Here is a 20,322-nt window from a genome sequence, read left to right as displayed (position 1 = left end):
CGCACGATGACCGGTACCACGGTCCCCCGCCTGGTGATCGCCGCGCCGTCCTCCGGCGCGGGCAAGACGACCGTCGCCACGGGCCTGATGGCGGCGTTCGCCGAGGCGGGCCTTGCGGTCTCGCCGCACAAGGTGGGGCCCGACTACATCGACCCCGGCTACCACTCCCTGGCCACCGGCCGCCCCGGCCGCAATCTGGACGCCTATCTGTGCGGCCCGGACCGGATCGCGCCGCTGTTCCTGCACGGCGCGGCGGGCGCGGATCTCGCGGTGGTCGAGGGCGTGATGGGGCTGTTCGACGGGGCGTCGGGCATGGGTGAGCTGTCCTCGACGGCGCAGGTCGCGAAGCTGCTGCGGGCGCCGGTGGTGCTGGTGGTGGACGCTTCGTCGCAGTCCCGGTCGGTGGCCGCCCTGGTGCACGGCTTCGCGTCCTGGGACCCGGAGGTGCGGCTGGCCGGGGTGATCCTCAACAAGGTCGGTTCGGACCGCCATGAGGAGCTGCTGCGCGAGGCGATGGGGTCGTCCGGGGTGCCGGTGCTGGGCGCCCTGCGGCGGACGCAGCAGGCGCGTACGCCGTCGCGGCATCTGGGCCTGGTGCCGGTGGCCGAGCGCCGGGCCGAGGCGGTGGAGTCGGTACGGGAGCTGGCCGCGCGGGTGCGCGAGGGCTGCGACCTCGAGGCGCTGCTGGCGCTGGCGCGCGGGGTGCCCCGGCTGGCGGACGCGCCCTGGGATCCGGCGGCCGCGGTGCGGGCCCGCACGTCCGGGGACCGGCCGCTGATCGCGGTCGCGGGCGGCGCCGCCTTCACCTTCTCGTACGCCGAACACGCCGAGCTGCTGACCGCCGCGGGCGCCGAGGTGGTCCCCTTCGACCCGCTGCGGGACGAGCAACTGCCGCCCGGTACCCGGGGGTTGGTGATCGGCGGCGGCTTCCCCGAGGTGTATGCACCGGATCTGTCGGCGAACGCGCCGCTGCGCGCGGCGGTGGCCCGCCTGGCCGCCTCCGGGGCGCCGGTCTCCGCCGAGTGCGCCGGGCTGCTGTACCTCTCCCGCTCGATAGACGGGAAGCCGATGTGCGGGGTGCTGCCGGCCGACGCCCGGATGACGGAGCGGCTCACGCTGGGCTACCGGGAGGCGGTGGCGCTGGCGGACAACGCCGTGGCGGTGGCCGGCACACGGGTGCGCGGCCATGAGTTCCACCGCACGGCCCTGGAGCCGGGTGCGGGCGCGTCCCCGGCGTGGGGGCTGACCCATCCCGAGCGGCGGGTGGAGGGCTTTGTCAGCGGCGGGGTGCACGCCTCGTATCTGCATGTGCACTGGGCGGCCGAGCCGTCGCTGGCCGGGCGGCTGGTGGAGAGCGCGGCGGCCGGGGCGCCCGTCGTGCGATGAGGTGCCGGACGGCCGTGGACGCCGATGCGCCCCTGATCGTCGGGGTGGGGGCGCGCCGCGGTGTCCCGGCGGCCGAGGTCGTGGACCTGATCGCGGATGCGGTCGCGGCGGCGGGGTGTACCGGCCGGCCGGTCCTGGCGCTGGCGACGGTGACGGCGAAGGCGGCCGAGCCGGGGCTGACCGGGGCGGCGCGGCGGCTCGGGGTGCCGCTGTGGACGTATCCGGCCCGGGCGCTGGCGGCCGTACGGGTGCCGGATCCGTCGGGGGCCGCGGCGGCCGCCGTCGGGACGCCGAGCGTCGCCGAGGCGGCCGCGCTGCTGGCCGCGGGGCCGGGCGGCGAACTGATCGCCGGCAAGCGGAAGTCGGCGCCGCGGGGGCGGCCGGCGGGGGCGACCTGCGCGCTGGCCGTACCGCGCAGTAACGGATGAGGGGGCAGTTACCGCTGGTAGGAGGGGAGGCCCCGCCGCCCCCGCCCCCGGTGCCGATATCGTCATGACCTCCCCCAACCCGCCCCGCCGCGGCCCGGATCGGCGGACGACGGTCATCGGCGACAAGGCGCCCCACCGCGACACCCGGTACCAAGGAGACCCAGTGACCACCCCACCCGCACTGCTCATAGCCGGTCACAGCACCCGTGACGAAGGCGGGGCCGAGGCCCTGCGCGCGCTGGTGCGCGTGCTCGCCGCCCGGCATCCGGAAGTACCGGTCGCCGGCGGGTTCTTCGGCACACCGGACTCGCCGCTGCCGCTGGGCGACGCCGTCGACGAGCTCGCCGGGCGGGGCGCGAGCCGTCTCGCCGTCGTACCGCTGCTGCTGGCCCCGGCCGGGGCGGCCGGGGAGACGCTGCCCGCCGCGCTGGCGCGGGCGGCCGAGCGCCACCCCGGGCTCGGCTACACCTGCGCCGCCGAGCTGGGCCCGCACCCCCGGCTGCTCGAGGTGCTGGAGCGGCGGCTGGACGAGGCGCTGGGCGGCGGCGCGCGGCGGCCGGAGGACCGGGCGCGTACGACGGTGCTGCTGGTGGGGCGCGGGACGAGCGATCCGTACGCCAACGCCGAGGTGGTACGGGCCGCGCGGCTGCTGTGGGAGGGGCGGGGTTTCGCGGGGGTGGAGACGGCGTTCCTGACGCAGGCGGCGCCCGATGTGCCGGCCGGGCTCGACCGGTGCACGGCGCTGGCCGCGGCGGCAACGTCCGCCGGCGCTCCGGGCCGCATCGTGGTCCTGCCGTACTTCTTCTTCCCCGGCGGCCTGCTGGACCGGCTGCGGATGCAGACCGAGGGCTGGGCCGCGGTGCATCCCCGCACCCAGGTGCTGGGGGCCGGGGTGCTGGGGACGCCGGCCGAGGTGGCCGAGGTGGTCATGGAGCGCTACCGCGAGACGGTGGCGGGCGGTGTGCCGGACGGGTCCCGGGCGGCGGCGGGGGACGCCCGGGACACCGGCGGCGTACCGGGGCAGGCGTCCGCCGGGGACCGGGACGGTCATGCGGGCGCTCGCTGACTCCGGGGCCGCGGCGCCCCATGAGCCGGATCTGCGGCATCACGGCGATGCCGAGGTACGGGGTGCGGACGGCGGTCCGGGACAGGCGGGGGACCTCACCGATCTGGCGGTCAATGTCCGGGCCGGTACTCCCCCGGCGTGGCTGAAGGCGGAGATCGCCGCGTCGCTGGACGGCCTCGCCGCGTATCCGGACGGCCGGGCGGCGCGCCGGGCGGTCGCCGCGCGGCACGGCGTGCCGGTGGAGGAGGTGCTGCTGACGTCGGGCGCCGCGGAGGCGTTCGTCCTGCTCGCGCGTGCGCTGCCGGCCCGTCGGCCGGTCGTGGTGCACCCGCAGTTCACCGAGCCCGAGGCGGCGCTCCGGGACGCCGGGCACGAGGTGGAGCGGGTGCTGCTGAGCGAGCGCGACGGCTTCCGGCTGGACCCGGACGCGGTTCCCGAGGACGCCGATCTGGTCGTCGTCGGCAACCCCACCAACCCCACCTCCGTCCTGCACCCCGCCGAGGCGCTGGCCGGGCTGGCACGGCCCGGCCGGACGCTGGTGGTGGACGAGGCGTTCATGGACGCGGTGCCCGGGGAGCGGGCGTCGCTGGCGGGGCGCCGGGATCTGCCGGGGCTGGTCGTGCTGCGCAGCCTCACCAAGACGTGGGGGCTGGCGGGGCTGCGGATCGGCTATGTCCTGGCCGGGCCCGGCACCGTCGCCGCGCTCGAGCGGGCGCAGCCGCTGTGGCCGGTCTCCAGCCCGGCGCTGGCCGCGGCCGAGGCGTGCTGTACGCCGCGGGCGCTGGCGGAGGCGGCCTCGGCGGCCGAGGAGATCGCCCGGGACCGGGCCCATCTGCTGGCCCGGCTGGGCGAGTTCGGCGCGCTGCGGGCGGTCGGGCCGGCCGAGGCGTCGTTCGTGCTGATCCGGCTGCCGGACGCGGCGGCCGTACGGACCGGGCTGCGGGCGCGCGGCTTCGCGGTGCGGCGGGGCGACACCTTCCCCGGGCTGGGCCCGGAGTGGCTGCGGCTGGCGGTGCGGGACCCGGCGACCACGGACCGGTTCGTGGCGGCGCTGGCGGACGTACTCGCCGCGCCCCCGTCCCCGTAGGGGGGTGCCCGCCGGGGCCGGGCCGAACCACGCTTCGGCGAGGCCCCGGCGGGGCCGTACCCGGCCGGCGCCCCCACAGCACCGGCACGGGGTACGGGTCCGTCAGCCGCGGGCGGCCGCCGCGGCGGTGCGGCGCCGGCGCGCGTAACCGAGCGTTCCGGCTCCCGCGGCGACCAGCAGGGCGGCGCCCCCGATGAGATACGGGGTGGCCGCACTGCCGCCGGTCTCGGCGAGGTTCTGGGTACTGGGGTGGGAGCCGGGGTGGGAGCCGCCTGCGGTGCCGCCGCCGCTCGTGCCGCCCGCGCTGCCGCCGGTCGAACCGCCGGAGCCGCCGGTCGTCCCCCCGGAGCCGGAACCGCCCGTGGTACCGCCGGAACCCGTGGTACCGCCGGAACCGCCGGGGTCGCTGCCGCGCGGCGCGGTGCACGTCGCCTCCGCGAGCGTGACCCGGCCCCGGACATCGGCCACATTCAGCTTCAGCGGGTTGAGCGCGACGTTCAGTTCCAGCGCGGTCGCCGCCGCGCTGCGGCCGGTCACCGTCCGCTTCGACAGATCGAGCCGTACGTTGCCGACCCCCGGCACCTTGACGTCCGTCGTCCCGCCCGCCCGGAGCGCGACCTTCTTGCCGAGGACGACGACGTCGCCCAGCACCTGGGACTCGGCGCGCGGCCGCTTCCCGGCCTCGCACACCGCCCGCGAGGTCACCTGCTCGACCTCGACGAGGGACAGCGGCCCCAGACCGGGGGCGTGCACCTTCGCGCGGACGAGGTTGGCGTAGCCCTCGGTCCGGTGCCGTGCGGCGGTGGCCCGCGCGGTGGCGACGTCCGCGCGCGCCACGCTGAACGGCCGACCCTGGTTGATGCCGTCCAGGTCGACGGTGAGCGTCGTCTTGCCGGCGGAGGCCGGGGCGTGCACCTCGTTGAGGGTGGCGCGCAGCGGGATGTTGAGCGCCTTGTGGAGCAGTCCGACCTGCAGCCCGGTACGGAGGACGACCGCGCCGGAGGTGCCGTGGTTTCCGGCGGCGTGCGCGGGCCCGGCGGTGGTCAGGACGGCGGGGCCGGTGGTCAGGGCGGCGGCGACGAAGGTCGCGGCGAGCCGTCGGGGCATGCCGGAGGAGCTGATGGAACCGGTGGACACGTGAGTGGAACCCCCACAGGAGAAAGGGAGTCGCCGGCCGCGCCGATGGGGGACATCACGCGGGCCGACGACCTCGACCCGCACATCGTGTCCGCACGGAGGGTGAACGGGCAGACACATGAGGCCAGTTCACCTAAATGGGTGGTTTCCGTGATTTCATTCGATTCCCGTGACGCTGTGGGCCACGTACGCCCCAGTCGCCCCACCGCACGGGTGACCCGTGTTGACCCGCCCGGTCCCGGCCGGCCACCCCATCGGCGACGTCCGGCACGCGGAATTCATTGTCCCGTACATGCAGACCGCGGTTAGGGTGCCGCCGTGCCCACAGAGCAGCCGACCGAGCAGACCGACCACGCCACCCGGCGCAGCGCCGCACCGCACGGCGACCTCCCCGCCTCCGACCGGGCGGCGCGCCGCGCGGTGGCCCTCTTCCCGCTGCTGGTGATCGCCGCCGGGGCGGTGGGACTGTTGTGGCCCGTGCGGTTCACCGGATGGGCGCCCGGCGTGCCCTGGCTGCTCGGGGTGGTGATGTTCTCGATGGGCCTGACGCTGACCCCGCCGGACTTCACCGCGGTGGCCAGGCGGCCGTGGGCGGTGGGCCTGGGACTGGCCGCGCATTACGTGATCATGCCGGGGCTGGGGTGGCTGATCGCGACCGCGCTGCACCTGCCGCCGCAGCTGGCCGCCGGGGTGATCCTGGTCGGCTGCGCGCCGAGCGGGACCGCGTCCAATGTGGTGACGTTCCTGGCCCGCGGCGATGTGGCGCTCTCGGTGTCGGTGGCGACCGTGTCCACGGTGCTCGCGCCGCTGGTCACGCCGCCGCTGACGCTGCTGCTCGCCGGGCAGTTCCTGGACGTGGACGCCGGGGTGATGGTGACCGACATCCTCAGGACGGTGCTGCTGCCGGTGGTCGCCGGGCTGGTGGTACGGGTCGCCGCGGGGCGGTTCGTGGACCGGGTGCTGCGGGTGCTGCCCTGGGTCTCGGCGCTCACCATCGCCGTGATCGTGCTGGTGGTGGTGTCCGGGAGCGCGGCGGCGATCAAGGACGCGGCGGCGCTCGTCCTGCTCGCCGTGGTGCTGCACAACGGGCTCGGGCTGGCGCTCGGCTACGCCTCCGGAAGGCTGGCCCGGCTGGGCGCGCCCGCGAGCCGCGCCATGGCCTTCGAGGTCGGCATGCAGAACTCCGGCCTCGCCGCCTCGCTCGCCACCGCCCACTTCAGCCCGGCGGCGGCGCTCCCCGCGGCGGTCTTCTCGGTGTGGCACAACGTCTCGGGCGCGGTGGTGGCGGCCTTCATGGCCCGCTCGGCGCGGCGGGAGCGGTGACGGGCGAGACCCGCCCCCGCCCCCCGCCTCACCCGATCGCCGTCACCCGATCACCCTCCCCCGCAGCACCACCAGCCGCGGCGCCGCGAGCACCCGGACATCGGCCCGCGGATCCGTCTCGTACACCACCAGGTCCGCCGGGGCGCCCTCGGTGAGGCCGGGGCGGCCCAGCCAGTCGCGGGCGCCCCAGGTGGCGGCGGAGAGGGCGGCCCCGGCGGGGAGGCCGGCCTTCATGAGTTCGGCGACCTCGTCGGCCACCAGGCCGTGCGGGAGGGAGCCGCCGGCGTCGGTGCCGGCATAGACCGGGACACCGGCGTCGTAGGCCGCCCGCACGGTGTCGTAGCGGCGGGCGTGGAGGCGGCGCATATGGTCGGCCCACTGGGGGAACTTCGCCGCGCCGCCGTCGGCGAGCCGCGGGAAGGTGGCGATGTTGACGAGCGTGGGGACGATGGCCACCCCGCGCTCGGCGAAGAGCGGGATGGTCTCCTCGGTCAGGCCGGTGGCGTGCTCGATGCAGTCGATACCGGCCTCGACGAGCGGGGCGAGGGTCTCCTCGGCGAAGCAGTGGGCGGTGACCCGGGCGCCCAGGCGGTGTGCCTCGGCGATGGCCGCCTCGACGGCGCCGCGCGGCCAGCAGGCGCTCAGATCCCCGGTGGAGCGGTCGATCCAGTCGCCGACGAGCTTGACCCAGCCGTCGCCGCGCCGGGCCTCCTGGGCGACGTAGGCAACCAGGTCCTCGGGCTCGATCTCGTGCGCGTAGTTACGGATGTAGCGCCTGGTACGGGCGATGTGGCGGCCGGCACGGATGATCTTCGGCAGGTCGGCGCGGTCGTCGATCCAGCGGGTGTCGGAGGGTGACCCTGCGTCGCGGATCAGCAGCGTGCCGGCGTCGCGGTCGGTGAGCGCCTGCTTCTCGCTGGTCTCGGCGTCCACCGGACCGTGTGCGTCGAGGCCCACATGGCAGTGGGCGTCGACCAGGCCCGGCAGCACCCAGCCCCCGACGGTGGTGACCTCCCGCACGCCGTTGGGCCGTTCGAACGTCACCCGACCGCCGAGGACCCACAGCTCATCGCGTACCTCGTCCGGTCCGACGAGGACCCTCCCCTTGAGGTGCAGCGCCGCACCTTCGCTCATGGACGTCATACAGGCACTGTAGGCGGCGGCCCGCCGCCCCTGGCCGGCCCTCGGCCACAGCCGCCCCGGAGGCCCCGCAGCCGTATTCCGCCATGGGTTTCCCGGAAACCGGGCCGACCTTCCGAATTTTCTTCCCGCACACCTTGCCGCGGGCCTTCCGGTTGCGAATTCCCAATTCTTCAGAAGCGTAGCTTCCCGTATTCTTCTGCCCGCTTTTCCGCAGCTCAAACGCCAAGATTTCGCTAGCGACAAGTGCCAGAATTCGGACGGATCTCGGGGGCGTTACGGAGCTGTGACCGACTACACAACGTGTCCGTTTCCTCCCAAACTTCCGGGGCAAATCGCCACATTCTGCGACCGAATCGCGCGCTCGGGCGCACCCGCGCGATAGCACAGACGAACCTTCTCCGTAACCCCTGCCCGCGATGCAATTTCCTTTTTCCCTCGGTAAATTTAATTCCCATGACCGCCGCACAAGCAGACCATGCACGTGCCCGCAGCGATATCAGAGAATTGCCGGAGGGCTTCAAGCTCGACACCCCACGCATGGAGGACGGAGCCGCGATCTGGCGTATCGCCCGCGACTCCAGGACTCTGGACCTCAACTCCTCCTACAGCTACCTGCTGTGGTGTCGCGACTTCGCCGCCACCTCCGTCGTCGCCCGCGACCCGCAGGGCGAGCCGGCAGCCTTCGTCACCGGCTACATCCGCCCCGAGCGCCCGGAGACCCTCGTCGTCTGGCAGGTCGCCGTCGACGACGCGCACCGTGGCCAGGGGCTGGCGGCCGCACTCCTGGACGGGCTGACCACCCGCGCCGTGAGCGAGCTGGGCATCCGCCACGTCGAGACCACCATCACACCGGACAACGCCGCCTCCATGCGGCTGTTCGCGTCCTTCGCCGAGCGCCACAGAACCGGCCTCGCGCGTGAGGTGCTCTTCGACGCCGGGCTCTTCCCCGAGCAGGGTCACGAGCCGGAGGTGCTGCACCTCATCGGCCCGTTCGACCCGCCACCGGGACGTCTGCGCTGACGGACCCCGTACGGACCGGCCGCGCGGCCGCGGTGCGCCGCGCCCGCCCGTACCCCGTGCACCGGGCGGCCCCGCGTGGCCGTGCCTGCTGCGCCCCGCCCCTCCCCCCAGACTTCGATCTTCCTTCGCACTCATCTCCCTGGAGCATGCTGTGACCATCACCCAGCCCGACCTGAGCGTCTTCGAGACCGTGGAGTCGGAGGTCCGTAGCTACTGCCGCGGCTGGCCGACCATTTTCGACCGTGCGCAGGGCAGCCGGATGACCGACGAGGACGGCCACACCTACCTCGACTTCTTCGCCGGGGCCGGAACGCTCAACTACGGCCACAACAACCCGGTGCTCAAACGCGCCCTGATCGACTACATCGAGCGGGACGGCGTCACCCACGGTCTGGACATGTCGACCACGGCCAAGCGGGCGTTCCTGGAGTCGTTCCAGAACATCATCCTGCGGCCGCGGGACCTGCCCTACAAGGTCATGTTCCCGGGCCCGACGGGCACCAACGCGGTCGAGGCCGCGCTGAAGCTGGCCCGTAAGGTCAAGGGCCGCGAATCCATCGTTTCGTTCACCAACGCCTTCCACGGCATGTCGCTGGGCTCGCTCGCCGTCACCGGCAACGCGTTCAAGCGGGCCGGCGCCGGTATCCCGCTGGTGCACGGCACGCCGATGCCGTTCGACAACTACCTCGACGGCCAGACCCCCGACTTCATCTGGTTCGAGCGCCTCCTGGAGGACTCCGGCTCGGGCCTCAACCAGCCCGCCGCCGTCATCGTCGAGACGGTGCAGGGCGAGGGCGGCATCAACGTCGCGCGCGCCGAGTGGCTGCGCCAGCTCGCCGAGGTGTGCAAGCGCTGGGACATGCTGCTCATCGTCGACGACATCCAGATGGGCTGCGGCCGCACCGGTGCCTTCTTCTCCTTCGAGGAGGCGGGCATCGTGCCGGACATCGTCACGGTGTCCAAGTCCATCAGCGGCTACGGCCTGCCGCTGGCGCTCACCCTGTTCAAGCCGGAGCTGGACATCTGGGAGCCGGGCGAGCACAACGGCACCTTCCGCGGCAACAACCCGGCCTTCGTCACCGCCGCCGCCGCGCTCGACACCTACTGGGCCGACGGGCAGATGGAGAAGCAGACCCTCGCCCGCGGCGAGATCGTCGAGGAGCACCTGAAGGCCATCGTCGAGGAGCACCCGGGGACCTTCGCCGAGTACCGCGGCCGCGGGCTGGTGTGGGGCATGGAGTGCCTCGACAAGAGCCTCGCCAACAAGATCGCCAAGCGCTGCTTCGAGCTGGGTCTGCTGATCGAGACCTCCGGCCCGGAGAGTGAGGTCGTCAAGCTGCTCCCGGCGCTGACGACCACCCCCGAGGAGCTGGACGAGGGACTTCGCATCCTCGCCCGCGCGGTCCGCGACTGCGCCTGACCGCCCCGGCCGGCCGGACCATCCGGCCGGCCCCGGCTCCCCGACCGTTTCACAGAAAGGCACCGACCACCGTGATCGTCCGATCCTTCCAGGACATCGAAGGCACCGACCGCCACGTCCAGGCCAAGTCCGGCACCTGGGAGAGCAAGCGCATCGTGCTCGCCAAGGAGCGCGTCGGCTTCTCCCTGCACGAGACGGTCCTCTACGCGGGCACCGAGACGTCGATGTGGTACGCGAACCACATCGAGGCGGTCGTCTGCACCGAGGGCGAGGCCGAGCTGACCAATGACGAGACCGGTGAGAAGCACCTCATCACGCCCGGCGTGATGTACCTGCTCGACGGGCACGAGAAGCACACCATGCGGATCAAGAAGGACTTCCGCTGCCTGTGCGTCTTCAACCCCCCGGTCACCGGCCGCGAGGACCACGACGAGAACGGGGTCTACCCGCTGCTCACCGAGCCGGAGGCGGAGCCCGACCTGGTCTGAGGCCGAGGTGTCGCCGTCACCCGACTGCCCCGTCCGGCAGCCGGGCAGGCGCGCAACACCGGCAGGTAGCTGGTAGCACGTTACGAGAGGAGAGGAAGGCAACACCATGACCACCGCACCCGAGCGCATCGCCGACCTGTACCCGACCCGTGGGACCGCCGAGGTGATCACCCCGCGGAAGGACCCGGTGGTGTGGTCGCAGCCCGGTACGGCCGGCCCGTTCGAGCCGTCCGAGCTGAGCGACTTCGAACGCGACGGCTTTTTCGCCATCCCGGAACTGCTCACGGCGGAGGAAGTCGCGGTGTACCGCGCCGAACTGGACCGGCTCGTCCTCGACCCGGAGATGGGCGCCGACCCGCGCTCCATCGTCGAGCCGAAGTCGCGGAGCGTCCGGTCCGTGTTCGAGGTGCACAAGATCAGCGAGGTGTTCGCGAAGCTGGTCACCGATCCGCGCGTGGTGGGCCGCGCGCGGCAGATCCTGGGCTCGGACGTCTATGTCCACCAGTCACGGATCAATGTGAAGCCCGGCTTCGGTGCGTCCGGTTTCTACTGGCACTCGGACTTCGAGACCTGGCACGCAGAGGACGGTCTGCCGAACATGCGCACCGTGTCGGTCTCCATCGCGCTGACGGAGAACTACGACACCAACGGCGGGCTGATGATCATGCCCGGCTCCCACCAGCACTTCGTGGGCTGCGAGGGCGCGACGCCGAAGGACAACTACAAGCGGTCGCTGCAGATGCAGGACGCGGGCATCCCGTCGGACGAGGTCCTCACCAAGATGGCGGACCGGCACGGCATCCGCCTGTTCACCGGCAGCGCCGGCTCGGCGACGTGGTTCGACTGCAACGCCATGCACGGCTCCGGCGACAACATCACGCCCTACCCGCGCAGCAATGTCTTCATCGTGTTCAACAGCGTGGACAACGCCGCGGAGGAGCCGTTCGCGGCGCCGGTGCGGCGTCCGGAGTACATCGGAGCGCGGGACTTCACGCCGGTGAAGTAGCCGGGCCGGTACATACGGGTGGCGCGGCCGCCGCACAGACGCTGTGCGGCGGCCGCGCCGTTGCCGTGCCGGGGCCGGGTCAGCCGCCGCCCCGCCCGATCAGTTCCAGCAGCCGGTCCACGTCGTCGGTGGAGTTGTAGAGGTGGAAGGCCGCGCGCAGCATTCCGTTGCGCGCCGAGACCCGTACGCCCGCTCCGGCCAGCCGGGCCGCCGCATCCGCGAGCCCGGGGGTGGACACGATCGCCGAACCGGGCGCCGGACTGGGCGTCAGGCCGCGCTCGGCCAGGCCCGCGCGGTAGCGGTCGGCGAGCGCGGTGTTGTGCGCGTGGATGGCCGCCACGCCCAGTTCCCCGATGAGCGCCAGCGACCGTTCGGCGCCGACGTAGGAGAAGTGGGCGTGCGGTTCGTCGAACCGGCGGGCGGTCGCGGCCGGCCGCAGGACCGGTCCGTAGACGGACTCGCCGAGGTCCTCACCGGCCACCCAGCCCGCGTGCCGCGGCGCGGGCCAGTCCTTGCCCTCCGGTCCGCCGTCGGCCCCGAACGTCATGAAGGTCGTACCCCGCGGGCACAGCAGCCATTTGAAGGCGCCGCACACGAAGTAGTCGTAGTCGGCGGCCCGCAGCGGCAGCCAGCCGGCGGCCTGGGTGGCATCGAGGTACGTCCGCGCGCCGTGCGCCCGCGCGGCCTCCCGTACGGCCTCCAGGTCCGCGATCCGGCCGTTCGCGGACTGCACCGCGCTGAAGGCGACCAGCGCGGTCTGAGGCCGCACCTCCTCGGCCAGCGCCTCCAGCGGTACGGTGCGCACGCGACGCTCCCACAGCGGATTGACCAGGGAGCTGAAGTCGCCCTCGGGGACCAGCACTTCGCAGTCCGGCGGCAGCGAGGCGGCGACGAACGCGGACTGCACCGCGACCGAGCTGCCGATCGCGACCCGCTCCTCGGGGATGTCCACCAGCCGGGCGAAGGCGGCCCGGGAGGCGGCCGCCGGCCCGAAGTAGTCGCGGCCCATGGTGCCGTACGACGCCGATTCCTCGACGGCCGCGCGCAGGGCATCGGCGCTGCGGCGCGGGAGCAGACCGGCGGAGGCGGTGTTCAGATAGGTCGTGCCGGGCGCGAATTCCGCCCCGCACAGTGGCGTATGTCGCTGCATGCCCCCACTGTGCGGGACGGTCCCCGCTCCGTCCATGGCGCCGCCGCGCCGCTCAGCTGCCGGGTACGGCGCAGCCGTCGTCCCCGCAGACCGCCGCGTCCCCGCCCGCCACCGGCTCCGTTCCGCCGTCCGCGTACGCCCGCTCCAGCGCCTGCCGGAACACCTCGGCGGGCTGGCCGCCCGATATTCCGTACCTGCGGTCGATGACGAAGAACGGCACGCCGGTGGCGCCCAGCTCCGCCGCCGCCCGCTCGTCGGCGCGCACCTCCCGGGCATAGGCGCCGGGGTCGGCCAGCACCCGGGCGGCCTCGTCGGCGGGCACCCCCGCCGCGACGGCGGTCGCGGTGAGCACGGCGGGATCGGCGAGGTTGCGGGCCTCGGCGAAGTTGGCGCGGTAGAAGGCGCCGAGCAGCGCGTCCTGGACGCCGTGCGCCTTGGCGAGGTGCAGCAGCCGGTGCAGGTCGAAGGTGTTGCCGTGGATCCGGTCGGAGCGGTAGGCGAGTCCTTCCTGCGCCGCCGCGTCCGCCACTCGTGCCTCCATGGCCTCGGCCTGCGCGCGGCTGACGCCGTACTTCGCGGCCAGCATGTCCAGGACGGGGAGGTCGGTGGCCGCCGGGGCCTTCGGGTCCAGTTCGAAGGAGCGGTGCACCACCTCGACCCCCTCGCTGCCGTACCGCTGCGCGAACGCGGCGAGCCCGGCCTCGAAACGGGCCTTGCCGATGTAGCACCAGGGGCAGGCGATGTCGGACCAGATTTCGACGCGCATGGGGGCTTGCTTTCCTCGTTCGTACGGCATGGTCCGTACGGCATTGCGGTGCGTACGGCATGGCGGGTGGACGCCGGTACAACCTGCGGGGGCGCCGGGCTATTCCCTGGGTACGGTCCCGGCATGACCACCCCACAGGACGCGGCCGGATTCTGGGAGACCACCGGGGCCGCCAAGACGTTCACCCACCCGCTCGACCCGCGGCTGCTGGCGGAGTTCGTCCCTCGTACGGCCCGGGTGCTGGACTACGGCTGCGGCTACGGGCGGCTGACCGCCGAGCTGGCCGGGCTCGGCTACCGCTCGGTGCTGGGGGTGGACGTCTCCGCGGCGCTGGTGGAGCGGGGGCGGCGGGAGCACCCGGGGGTGGATCTGATGCGGTGCGCGGGGTTCCCGCTGCCGTTCGAGGACGGGGCGTTCGATGCGGCGCTGCTGTTCGCGGTGCTGACGTGTGTGCGGCAGGACGCGGACCAGACGGCGATCGTGCAGGAGCTGGGGCGGCTGGTGCGGCCGGGCGGGGTGCTGTACCTGAGCGATGTGCCGCTGCAGAGCGATCCGTTCAACCGGGAGCGCTACGAGCGGTTCGCGCAGCGGTACGGCACGTACGGGGTCTTCGAGACGCCCGACGGCGGGGTGTTCCGGCACCATCCGCCGGAGCGGCTGCGCGGACTGGTGCGCGAGGCGGGCTTCGAGGCCGTCCGGGAACAGCAGGACACGGTGCGCACGCTGGACGGGCACACCGTCGGGCGGCTGGCGATCGTCGCGCGGCGGGTCCGGCCGGCGGGGGCGTCAGGCTGACAGCGGAAGCGTCAGGCTGAGGTGGCTGGCATCGGGGGCGGGGCGGCGGTCCGGGTCGGGCCGCCAGCCGAGGCCCGTGTAGAAGGCGCGGGCCCGGTGGTTGTGCCAGAGCACCTCGAGGACCGCGCGGGAGCAGCCCGCCGCGCGCCAGGCGTGCAGACAGGCGGCGTGCAGGGCGCGGCCGACGCCGGTGCCCCAGTGGCCGGGGTCGACATGCAGCTGGTGGAGCGTGACGACGGCGGGGCCGCTGCGGCGGTAGGAGGCGGCGCCGACGACCGTGTCCCGGCGTACGGCGCAGAGTGCGGGGGTGTCGTCGCGGTCCAGGACGCGTCCCCAGGCGGCGTGCCACCGGTCGCGTTCGGCCGCGGTGTCGAAGGGTGCGCCGGGGAAGCGGGCGTGCTGGTAGGCGGCGCGGGCGGCGGCGTGCAGGCGGGCGATGGCCGGCAGGTCCCCGGGGGCGGCGGCGCGGACCCGGAGGCCGGCCGGTGCCGGTGCCGCTGCTGCCACCGTGCATTCCTCCCGGGCGAAAACGGAGTGAGGGCTTGCCGCACCCCGGACGGCGTTCCCTATGCTGAACACCGTCCCGGACCATGGACATTCATGACCATCCGGGACTCTATGGCTGTCCGAACAGAGGGGTCAAGAGCGATGTCAGCTGCCGACGCCGGCGGATCGCAGGTCAAGTCCGCGGTGCGGACGGTGGAACTGCTGGAGTACTTCGCGGCCCGCCCCGGTATGCACAGTCTGGCCGCCGTCCAGGAGGCCGTCGGCTACCCCAAGTCGAGCCTCTACATGCTGCTGCGCACCCTCGTCGACCTGGGCTGGATCGAGACCGATACGACCGGGACGCGCTACGGCATCGGGGTACGCGCCCTCCTGGTCGGCACGTCCTACATCGACGGCGACGAGGTGGTGGCCGCCGCCCGCCCCACCCTCGACCGCCTCGCCGACGACACCACCGAGACCGTCCACCTCGCCCGCCTGGACGGCACCGACGTCGTCTACCTCGCCACCCGCCAGTCACAGCACTACCTGCGCCCCTTCGCCCGGGTCGGCCGCCGGCTGCCCGTGCACTCCACCTCGCTGGGCAAGGCGCTGCTCGCCACCTTCACCGACGACCAGGTGCGGGGGATGCTGCCGCCGAACCTGGCGCAGCTGACCGAGCACACCCTCACCGACCGCGAGGCCCTGATCGAGGAGCTGCACGCGGTACGCGAACAGGGCTATGCGGTCGACCGCGAGGAGAACACCCTCGGCCTGCGCTGCTTCGGCCTCGCGATCCCCAACCGCACCCCGGCCCGGGACGCGGTCAGCTGCTCGGTGCCGGTGGCCCGCCTCACCCCCGACCACGAGCAGCTGATCAAGGACATGCTGTTCGGCGCCCGCGACCGGCTGGCACGGGTCACCCGCCGCCTCTGAAGCGGCCGGGCGGCGGCCTCCCCCGTGCGGCGGAGGGAGATCGTCATCAGGGGCGAGGCGGGAAGGACCCCGCACCGGGGAGACTGGCCGTCATGACCACGCTGAACTTCTTCGCCGGGGACGGGGCCGCTCGGTGCGACTGACCTTCCTGCGCTGGGCCTATCTGGTGATGGGCGGCGCGCTGTTGATGCCGTACTTCCTTGCGGCGTCGGTCATCGTGTCGCTGACCATGGGCACCGACCCCTACCGCGACATCGGGAGCCAGTTCATCGCGTTCGGCGTCGCGCTGCCGCCCGCCGGGCTGGCCGCGCTGCTCTTCGCACCGGCGCGGCCCATGGCGGCGAACGGCGTACGGACGTTCTGCGGGGTGCCGAAGGAGCTGCTGGCCGAAGGGCCGGGGTATGCGTGGGCCGCCCGGCGGCGTACCGCGCTGTGGTTCCTGGTGCACCAGGCGGTCGGCGCGATCGTGAGCGGATTGTCGCTGGCCGTGCCACCGGCCGCGGTCGTGCTGATGGCCCTGCCGTTCTCGTCGGCGCTGCAACGCCAGTGGGCGCAATGGCAGCACGCCGACCTGTCGGCATGGCAGCAGGCCGGCTGGCCGGTGACGGCCCTGCCCGGCGTGCTCGGCCCGCTCGCCGGGCTGGCGCTGCTGGCTCTGGTGGCCGCCGCGATCTGGGGCGCCGGGAAGCTGCTGGTCCGTCTGGCGCCGGTCCTGCTGGGCCCGACGCCCGTCGACCGGCTGGCCGCGGCCGAGCGCCGGGCCGCCGATCTGGCGTCCCGTAACCGGCTCGCCCGCGAACTGCACGACTCGGTGGGGCATGCGCTGAGCGCGGTCACCCTCCAGGCGAGCGCGGCCCGCCGGGTCCTGGACACGGACCCGGAGTTCGCCCGGCAGGCGCTGGGCGCCATCGAGGAGACCGCCCGCGACGCCGTCGCCGAACTGGACACCGTGCTGGGGCTGTTGCGCGAGGACGGCCCCGCCTCCACCGCCCCGGCGCCCACCCTCGACGGCCTGGACGAACTGCTGGAGCGCACCCACGCGGCGGGGCTGACCGTCGAGACGACGATCGAGGGAAGCTGCGCGGCGCTGCCACCGATGGTCTCGCGCGAGGCGTACCGGATCGTGCAGGAGGGGCTGAGCAATGCGCTGCGGCATGCCGGTGCGGTGACCGTACGGCTGCAACTGCGCCTGAAGGAAGGGGAGTTGACACTCATGATGGAGAACCCTGTGGAGGATGCGAAACCGGCCGCCCGCACGGGCGGCGGGCGCGGGCTGCTCGGCATCGGCGAGCGCGCCCGGCTGCTGGGCGGCGAGGCGGCGGCCGGTGCGCACGACGGCGTATGGCGGCTGACGGCCAGCCTCCCGACGGGGGCCGCCCGGTGAGCGTGCAAGCACCCCTGCGCGTCCTCCTCGCCGACGACGAGCGGATGGTGCGTACGGCGCTGCGCGCGATCCTCGGCGCCGAGCCCGACATGGAGGTCGTCGGGGAGGCCGCGACCGGCGCGGAGGCGGTGCCGCTGATCCGTGAACTGCGGCCGGACATCGTCCTGATGGACGTCCGGATGCCGGAGATCGACGGGATCCGGGCGACCGAGCAGGTGCTGGCCGGGATGTCCGGCCCGCCCCGCATCATCGTCGTGACGACCTTCGAGAACGACGCCTATGTCTATGAAGCGCTGCGCGCCGGAGCCAGCGGGTTTCTGCTCAAGCGGTCCGGGGCGGAGGAGCTGGTCCAGGCCGTCCGGCTGGTGGCGCGCTGCGATTCGCTGCTGTTCCCGGCGGCAGTCCGGGCGCTGGCCGCCAGTCATGCGGGCCGGCGGGCGGCGGACGATGCGGCGCGGACGCTGCGGGCCCGGCTCTCGGAGCGGGAGCAGGCGGTGCTGCGGCTGATGACGTCGGGGCTGGCCAACGCCGAGATCGCCGCCCGGCTGGGCGTCGGCCCGGCCACCGTGAAGACCCATGTGGCGGCGGTGCTGGCCAAGCTCGGGGTACGGGACCGGACCCAGGCGGTGATCGCGGCGTACGAATGCGGGTTCGTACGGCCGGGATGAGCGGGTTCGTACGGCCGGGATGACCGGCCGGCGCTCCCCCGGCGGCGCCGTTCACCCATTCGTCCCGGCGGGCGGGCCCGCCCGGCGCCGTACCGATTAGCTCGGAGACCAGGAGGCGCGGACCGACCCTCCCGTCGGCACAACGGCGTGCCGCAGGCCGCGCTTCGTGGAGGTCCGTGCCATGCGATTCCTGCGACCCCCCCGGCTGCTCACCGGTGCCGCGCTGGCCGCCGCCGCGTTCGGCCCGGCCGCGCCCGCCGCGTACGCCGACGGCTTCGGCGAGGTCGAGGCCTCGCCGTACCCGGCCAGGGCGGGCTCCAGCGTGTCGCTGGCCACCAGGGACTGCGGGCACAGCCGCTCGGCGACCGTGGATGCCAGCACGCTGGGCGGGGGCACCGTCACGCTGCGACCCGGCGGGAGCGGCGGCACGCTGATCGGCGAACTGAGGGTCAGGCCGGACACCCGGCCGGGCAACTACGGCCTCGGCGGCACCTGCGCCAACGGCAGGGACATCACCGGCATGGTCGGCGCCGCCGGGAACCGGGACCCCGGCCTGAGGCCGCGGCCGATGCCCAGGGGCGGCGTACGGACCGGCGCGGGCACCACGAGCGAGGGCCCCGACACCACCGAGATCCTCGCCGGCAGCGGCCTGATGCTGGCGGCCGCCGCCGGGGGCACCTGGGTCCTGCGCCGCCGCCACGCGCGCGGACGGGCCTGACCGGGACCGGCCGCCCGCACCGGCCGGAGCCCCGCAACCACCGCCCCGCAAGCCACTTCCCACACCCCGTCAAGCGTCTTGACCGGCGCCGGACCGGCTCGGCTACCGTCCCTGCCCATGACCACCCCCCTCTCCTCCCCCCGTACCGTCCTGCTCACCGGCGCCGCCGGCGGCCTCGGCACCCTCATGCGCGAGCTGCTGCCCCCGTACGGCTATTCCCTCCGGCTCTTCGACCAGCGCCCCATCGACAACGGGGACGCCGTCACCGCCGAGCTCGCCGACAAGGAGGCGCTGCGGGAGGCCGTACGCGGCGTCGACGCGATCGTCCATCTGGCGGGCATATCCCTGGAGGCCCCATTCGAACAGATCCTGCGCGCCAACATCGAGGGCACCTACCACCTCTACGAGGCAGCACGCGCAGCGGGCGTCCGGCGCATCGTCTTCGCCTCCTCCAACCACGCCGTCGGCTTCACCCCGCGCCCCGAGGACGGCTCCGGCGCGATCCCCGCCGACACCCCCCGCCGTCCCGACACCTACTACGGCCTGTCCAAGGGCTTCGGCGAGGACCTCGCCTCCCTCTACTGGGACCTGCACGGCATCGAGACCGTCTCCGTCCGCATCGGCGCCTGCGAACCCGAGCCGACCACCGTCCGGATGCTGTCCCTCTGGCTGAGCCCCGCCGACTGCGCCCGCCTGCTGCACGCCGCGCTCACCGCACCCGGCGTCGGCCACACCGTCGTCTACGGCTCCTCCGCCAACACCCGCCTGTGGTGGGACCTGTCCGCCGCCCGTGCGCTCGGCTACGACCCGCAGGACGACTCCGAGCCCTACGCCGCCGGTCTGATCGCCGCCCAGGGCGAGCTGGACCCCCGCAACCCCGAACACACGCACCTCGGCGGCGCCTTCTGCACCGACCCGCCCCGGTGGCCGTACTGAACGCGGCCCGCGCCGCCCACGGAACCCGCACCGCCCCTGCGGCGTCCTGATCTGTGTACGCACCGTGCCGGAAGGAACAAGGAACGCATCATGGGCATCATCACCTGGCTCGTACTGGGCCTGATAGCGGGCGTCGTCGCCAAGATCCTCCTGCCGGGCCGGGACCCGGGCGGGCTGGTCGGCACGACCCTGATCGGTATCGCGGGCTCCTTCATCGGCGGCTGGCTGTCCACGAAGATCCTGCACCGCCCGATCCCGAAGGACATCGGCGAACCGTCCATGTGGATCGCCTCGGTAGCCGGCGCCCTGGTCCTGCTGATCGTCTACCGGCTGCTGTTCGGAAACTCCCGCGAACGCCGCTGAGGACGCATCCGGCCTGATACCACCTCATACCGCCCTGATGCGCCTCTGACGACGAGTAATGGAACCGCAAAAGCGAGCCGATCGTTACCCTTGACATGACCGCTATGACTCCTGGCTCGAATCTCCCCCTCACCGCCGCACGGGTGGCGGTGGATGTCACCGCCCCCGCGCAGCTTGATGTGTCGGGCCTCCTTCCCGCCGCGGTGCCCGAGGGCATCGAGAAGATCGTGGTCACCGCGAGCCTGGACGCGCCGGGCACGACCTTCGCCGGCACCGAACCGACCGGCACGGTCCGCAACGCCGACGACGGCAGCGTGATCGCCACCTTCACCCCGCCGCAGCTGGGCGCCGAAACCGCGCTGATCGTCGTCGAGATCTACCGCCGCAACGGCGCCTGGAAGGTCCGCGCGGTCGGCCAGGGCTACGCCGACGGCCTCGCCGGGATCGCCACCGACTTCGGCGTCAGCGTGGACGAACCCGCCGCCCCGCCCGGCCCCCGCCAACACCATGGTGGTGAACCCCGCCGCGGTGCCCGAGGGCATCGAGAAGATCGTGGTCACCGCGAGCCTGGACGCGCCGGGCACGACCTTCGCCGGCACCGAACCGACCGGCACGGTCC

At 73.7% G+C, this 20,322-nt stretch carries 22 protein-coding genes; 17 read left to right on the top strand and 5 right to left on the bottom strand.

Features of this window, described 5'->3' with window-relative positions:
- Nucleotides 1-6: 6 nt before the first annotated feature.
- The 4 genes from ADL29_RS31385 (at nt 7) to cobC (ending at nt 3,967) form a co-directional block, all read left to right on the top strand.
- Nucleotides 7-1,386, top strand: coding sequence for a cobyrinic acid a,c-diamide synthase CobB (locus tag ADL29_RS31385; RefSeq protein WP_053926940.1), 1,380 nt, complete (start codon nt 7-9; stop codon nt 1,384-1,386).
- Nucleotides 1,387-1,400: 14 nt separating this feature from the next.
- Nucleotides 1,401-1,814, top strand: a complete 414-nt coding sequence (locus tag ADL29_RS31380) for a cobalamin biosynthesis protein (RefSeq protein ID WP_063788577.1) — start codon at nt 1,401-1,403, stop codon at nt 1,812-1,814.
- Nucleotides 1,815-1,977: 163 nt separating this feature from the next.
- Nucleotides 1,978-2,880, top strand: a complete 903-nt coding sequence (locus tag ADL29_RS31375) for a sirohydrochlorin chelatase (RefSeq protein WP_053926938.1) — start codon at nt 1,978-1,980, stop codon at nt 2,878-2,880.
- Nucleotides 2,864-3,967 (top strand): Rv2231c family histidinol phosphate aminotransferase CobC, encoded by a 1,104-nt coding sequence (cobC, locus tag ADL29_RS31370; RefSeq protein ID WP_053926937.1) that lies wholly within the window; start codon nt 2,864-2,866, stop codon nt 3,965-3,967. Before ADL29_RS31375 ends, cobC begins: the two co-directional genes overlap by 17 nt.
- Nucleotides 3,968-4,069: 102 nt before the next feature.
- On the opposite strand, the gene ADL29_RS31365 is transcribed toward cobC, so the two are convergent.
- Complete coding sequence (locus tag ADL29_RS31365) at nt 4,070-5,074, bottom strand: SCO1860 family LAETG-anchored protein (RefSeq protein WP_053926959.1); 1,005 nt, start codon at nt 5,072-5,074, stop codon at nt 4,070-4,072.
- 348 nt (nt 5,075-5,422) lie between these two features.
- Between ADL29_RS31365 and ADL29_RS31360 the strand changes: the two genes are divergently transcribed.
- Entirely contained in the window at nt 5,423-6,427 is a 1,005-nt protein-coding gene (locus ADL29_RS31360; RefSeq protein ID WP_053926936.1) for a bile acid:sodium symporter family protein, read from the top strand.
- Nucleotides 6,428-6,469: 42 nt separating this feature from the next.
- Here ADL29_RS31360 and ADL29_RS31355 read toward each other — a convergent pair whose 3' ends face one another.
- The gene (locus tag ADL29_RS31355) at nt 6,470-7,561 is read right to left on the bottom strand and encodes an amidohydrolase family protein (RefSeq protein ID WP_053926935.1); all 1,092 of its coding nucleotides are present in this window, start codon (nt 7,559-7,561) and stop codon (nt 6,470-6,472) included.
- A 462-nt stretch (nt 7,562-8,023) separates the two neighbouring features.
- Here ADL29_RS31355 and ectA point away from each other — a divergent pair, with 462 nt between their 5' ends.
- From ectA to thpD, 4 genes are all read left to right on the top strand, one after another.
- Complete coding sequence (ectA, locus tag ADL29_RS31350) at nt 8,024-8,590, top strand: diaminobutyrate acetyltransferase (RefSeq protein WP_078971430.1); 567 nt, start codon at nt 8,024-8,026, stop codon at nt 8,588-8,590.
- Nucleotides 8,591-8,741: 151 nt separating this feature from the next.
- Complete coding sequence (gene ectB / locus ADL29_RS31345) at nt 8,742-10,010, top strand: diaminobutyrate--2-oxoglutarate transaminase (protein ID WP_046928648.1); 1,269 nt, start codon at nt 8,742-8,744, stop codon at nt 10,008-10,010.
- 71 nt (nt 10,011-10,081) lie between these two features.
- Nucleotides 10,082-10,498 (top strand): ectoine synthase, encoded by a 417-nt coding sequence (locus ADL29_RS31340; RefSeq protein WP_053926934.1) that lies wholly within the window; start codon nt 10,082-10,084, stop codon nt 10,496-10,498.
- Nucleotides 10,499-10,604: 106 nt separating this feature from the next.
- A complete protein-coding gene (thpD, locus tag ADL29_RS31335) occupies nt 10,605-11,504 on the top strand; it encodes an ectoine hydroxylase (RefSeq protein ID WP_053926933.1) in 900 nt (299 codons plus the stop codon).
- Nucleotides 11,505-11,583: 79 nt separating this feature from the next.
- Here thpD and ADL29_RS31330 read toward each other — a convergent pair whose 3' ends face one another.
- Nucleotides 11,584-12,654, bottom strand: a complete 1,071-nt coding sequence (locus tag ADL29_RS31330; protein WP_053926932.1) for an aminotransferase class V-fold PLP-dependent enzyme — start codon at nt 12,652-12,654, stop codon at nt 11,584-11,586.
- A 52-nt stretch (nt 12,655-12,706) separates the two neighbouring features.
- The gene (locus ADL29_RS31325; protein WP_053926931.1) at nt 12,707-13,420 is read right to left on the bottom strand and encodes a DsbA family oxidoreductase; all 714 of its coding nucleotides are present in this window, start codon (nt 13,418-13,420) and stop codon (nt 12,707-12,709) included.
- Nucleotides 13,421-13,543: 123 nt separating this feature from the next.
- Between ADL29_RS31325 and ADL29_RS31320 the strand changes: the two genes are divergently transcribed.
- Nucleotides 13,544-14,215, top strand: a complete 672-nt coding sequence (locus tag ADL29_RS31320; protein WP_046928643.1) for a class I SAM-dependent methyltransferase — start codon at nt 13,544-13,546, stop codon at nt 14,213-14,215.
- Here the strand turns inward: ADL29_RS31320 and ADL29_RS31315 are convergent.
- On the bottom strand, nt 14,207-14,722 hold the full coding sequence (locus tag ADL29_RS31315) for a GNAT family N-acetyltransferase (protein WP_053926930.1): 516 nt from the start codon (nt 14,720-14,722) through the stop codon (nt 14,207-14,209). The two genes, ADL29_RS31320 and ADL29_RS31315, sit on opposite strands and share 9 nt — an antisense overlap.
- Nucleotides 14,723-14,863: 141 nt before the next feature.
- Here ADL29_RS31315 and ADL29_RS31310 point away from each other — a divergent pair, with 141 nt between their 5' ends.
- From ADL29_RS31310 to ADL29_RS31280, 7 genes are all read left to right on the top strand, one after another.
- Entirely contained in the window at nt 14,864-15,634 is a 771-nt protein-coding gene (locus ADL29_RS31310; protein ID WP_053926929.1) for an IclR family transcriptional regulator, read from the top strand.
- Nucleotides 15,635-15,803: 169 nt separating this feature from the next.
- Entirely contained in the window at nt 15,804-17,018 is a 1,215-nt protein-coding gene (locus tag ADL29_RS31305; protein WP_053926958.1) for a sensor histidine kinase, read from the top strand.
- Nucleotides 16,976-17,686: a response regulator transcription factor gene (locus ADL29_RS31300; protein ID WP_053926928.1), complete on the top strand. Its 711-nt coding sequence runs from the start codon at nt 16,976-16,978 to the stop codon at nt 17,684-17,686. The genes ADL29_RS31305 and ADL29_RS31300 overlap by 43 nt, the downstream gene beginning before the upstream one ends.
- Nucleotides 17,687-17,867: 181 nt before the next feature.
- Nucleotides 17,868-18,404, top strand: coding sequence for a hypothetical protein (locus ADL29_RS31295; RefSeq protein WP_063788576.1), 537 nt, complete (start codon nt 17,868-17,870; stop codon nt 18,402-18,404).
- Nucleotides 18,405-18,521: 117 nt separating this feature from the next.
- Entirely contained in the window at nt 18,522-19,340 is an 819-nt protein-coding gene (locus ADL29_RS31290; RefSeq protein ID WP_053926927.1) for an NAD-dependent epimerase/dehydratase family protein, read from the top strand.
- 90 nt (nt 19,341-19,430) lie between these two features.
- Nucleotides 19,431-19,703 carry a GlsB/YeaQ/YmgE family stress response membrane protein gene (locus ADL29_RS31285; protein ID WP_046928637.1) on the top strand — a complete coding sequence of 91 codons (273 nt, stop codon included), beginning with the start codon at nt 19,431-19,433 and terminating at the stop codon, nt 19,701-19,703.
- Nucleotides 19,704-19,798: 95 nt separating this feature from the next.
- A partial coding sequence (locus ADL29_RS31280; RefSeq protein WP_169795276.1) for a TerD family protein occupies nt 19,799-20,322 on the top strand: 524 nt, incomplete at its 3' end.

This window comes from Streptomyces chattanoogensis, from assembly GCF_001294335.1.
Taxonomy (GTDB): domain Bacteria; phylum Actinomycetota; class Actinomycetes; order Streptomycetales; family Streptomycetaceae; genus Streptomyces; species Streptomyces chattanoogensis.
This window is presented reverse-complemented; position numbering and strand designations above follow the sequence as displayed.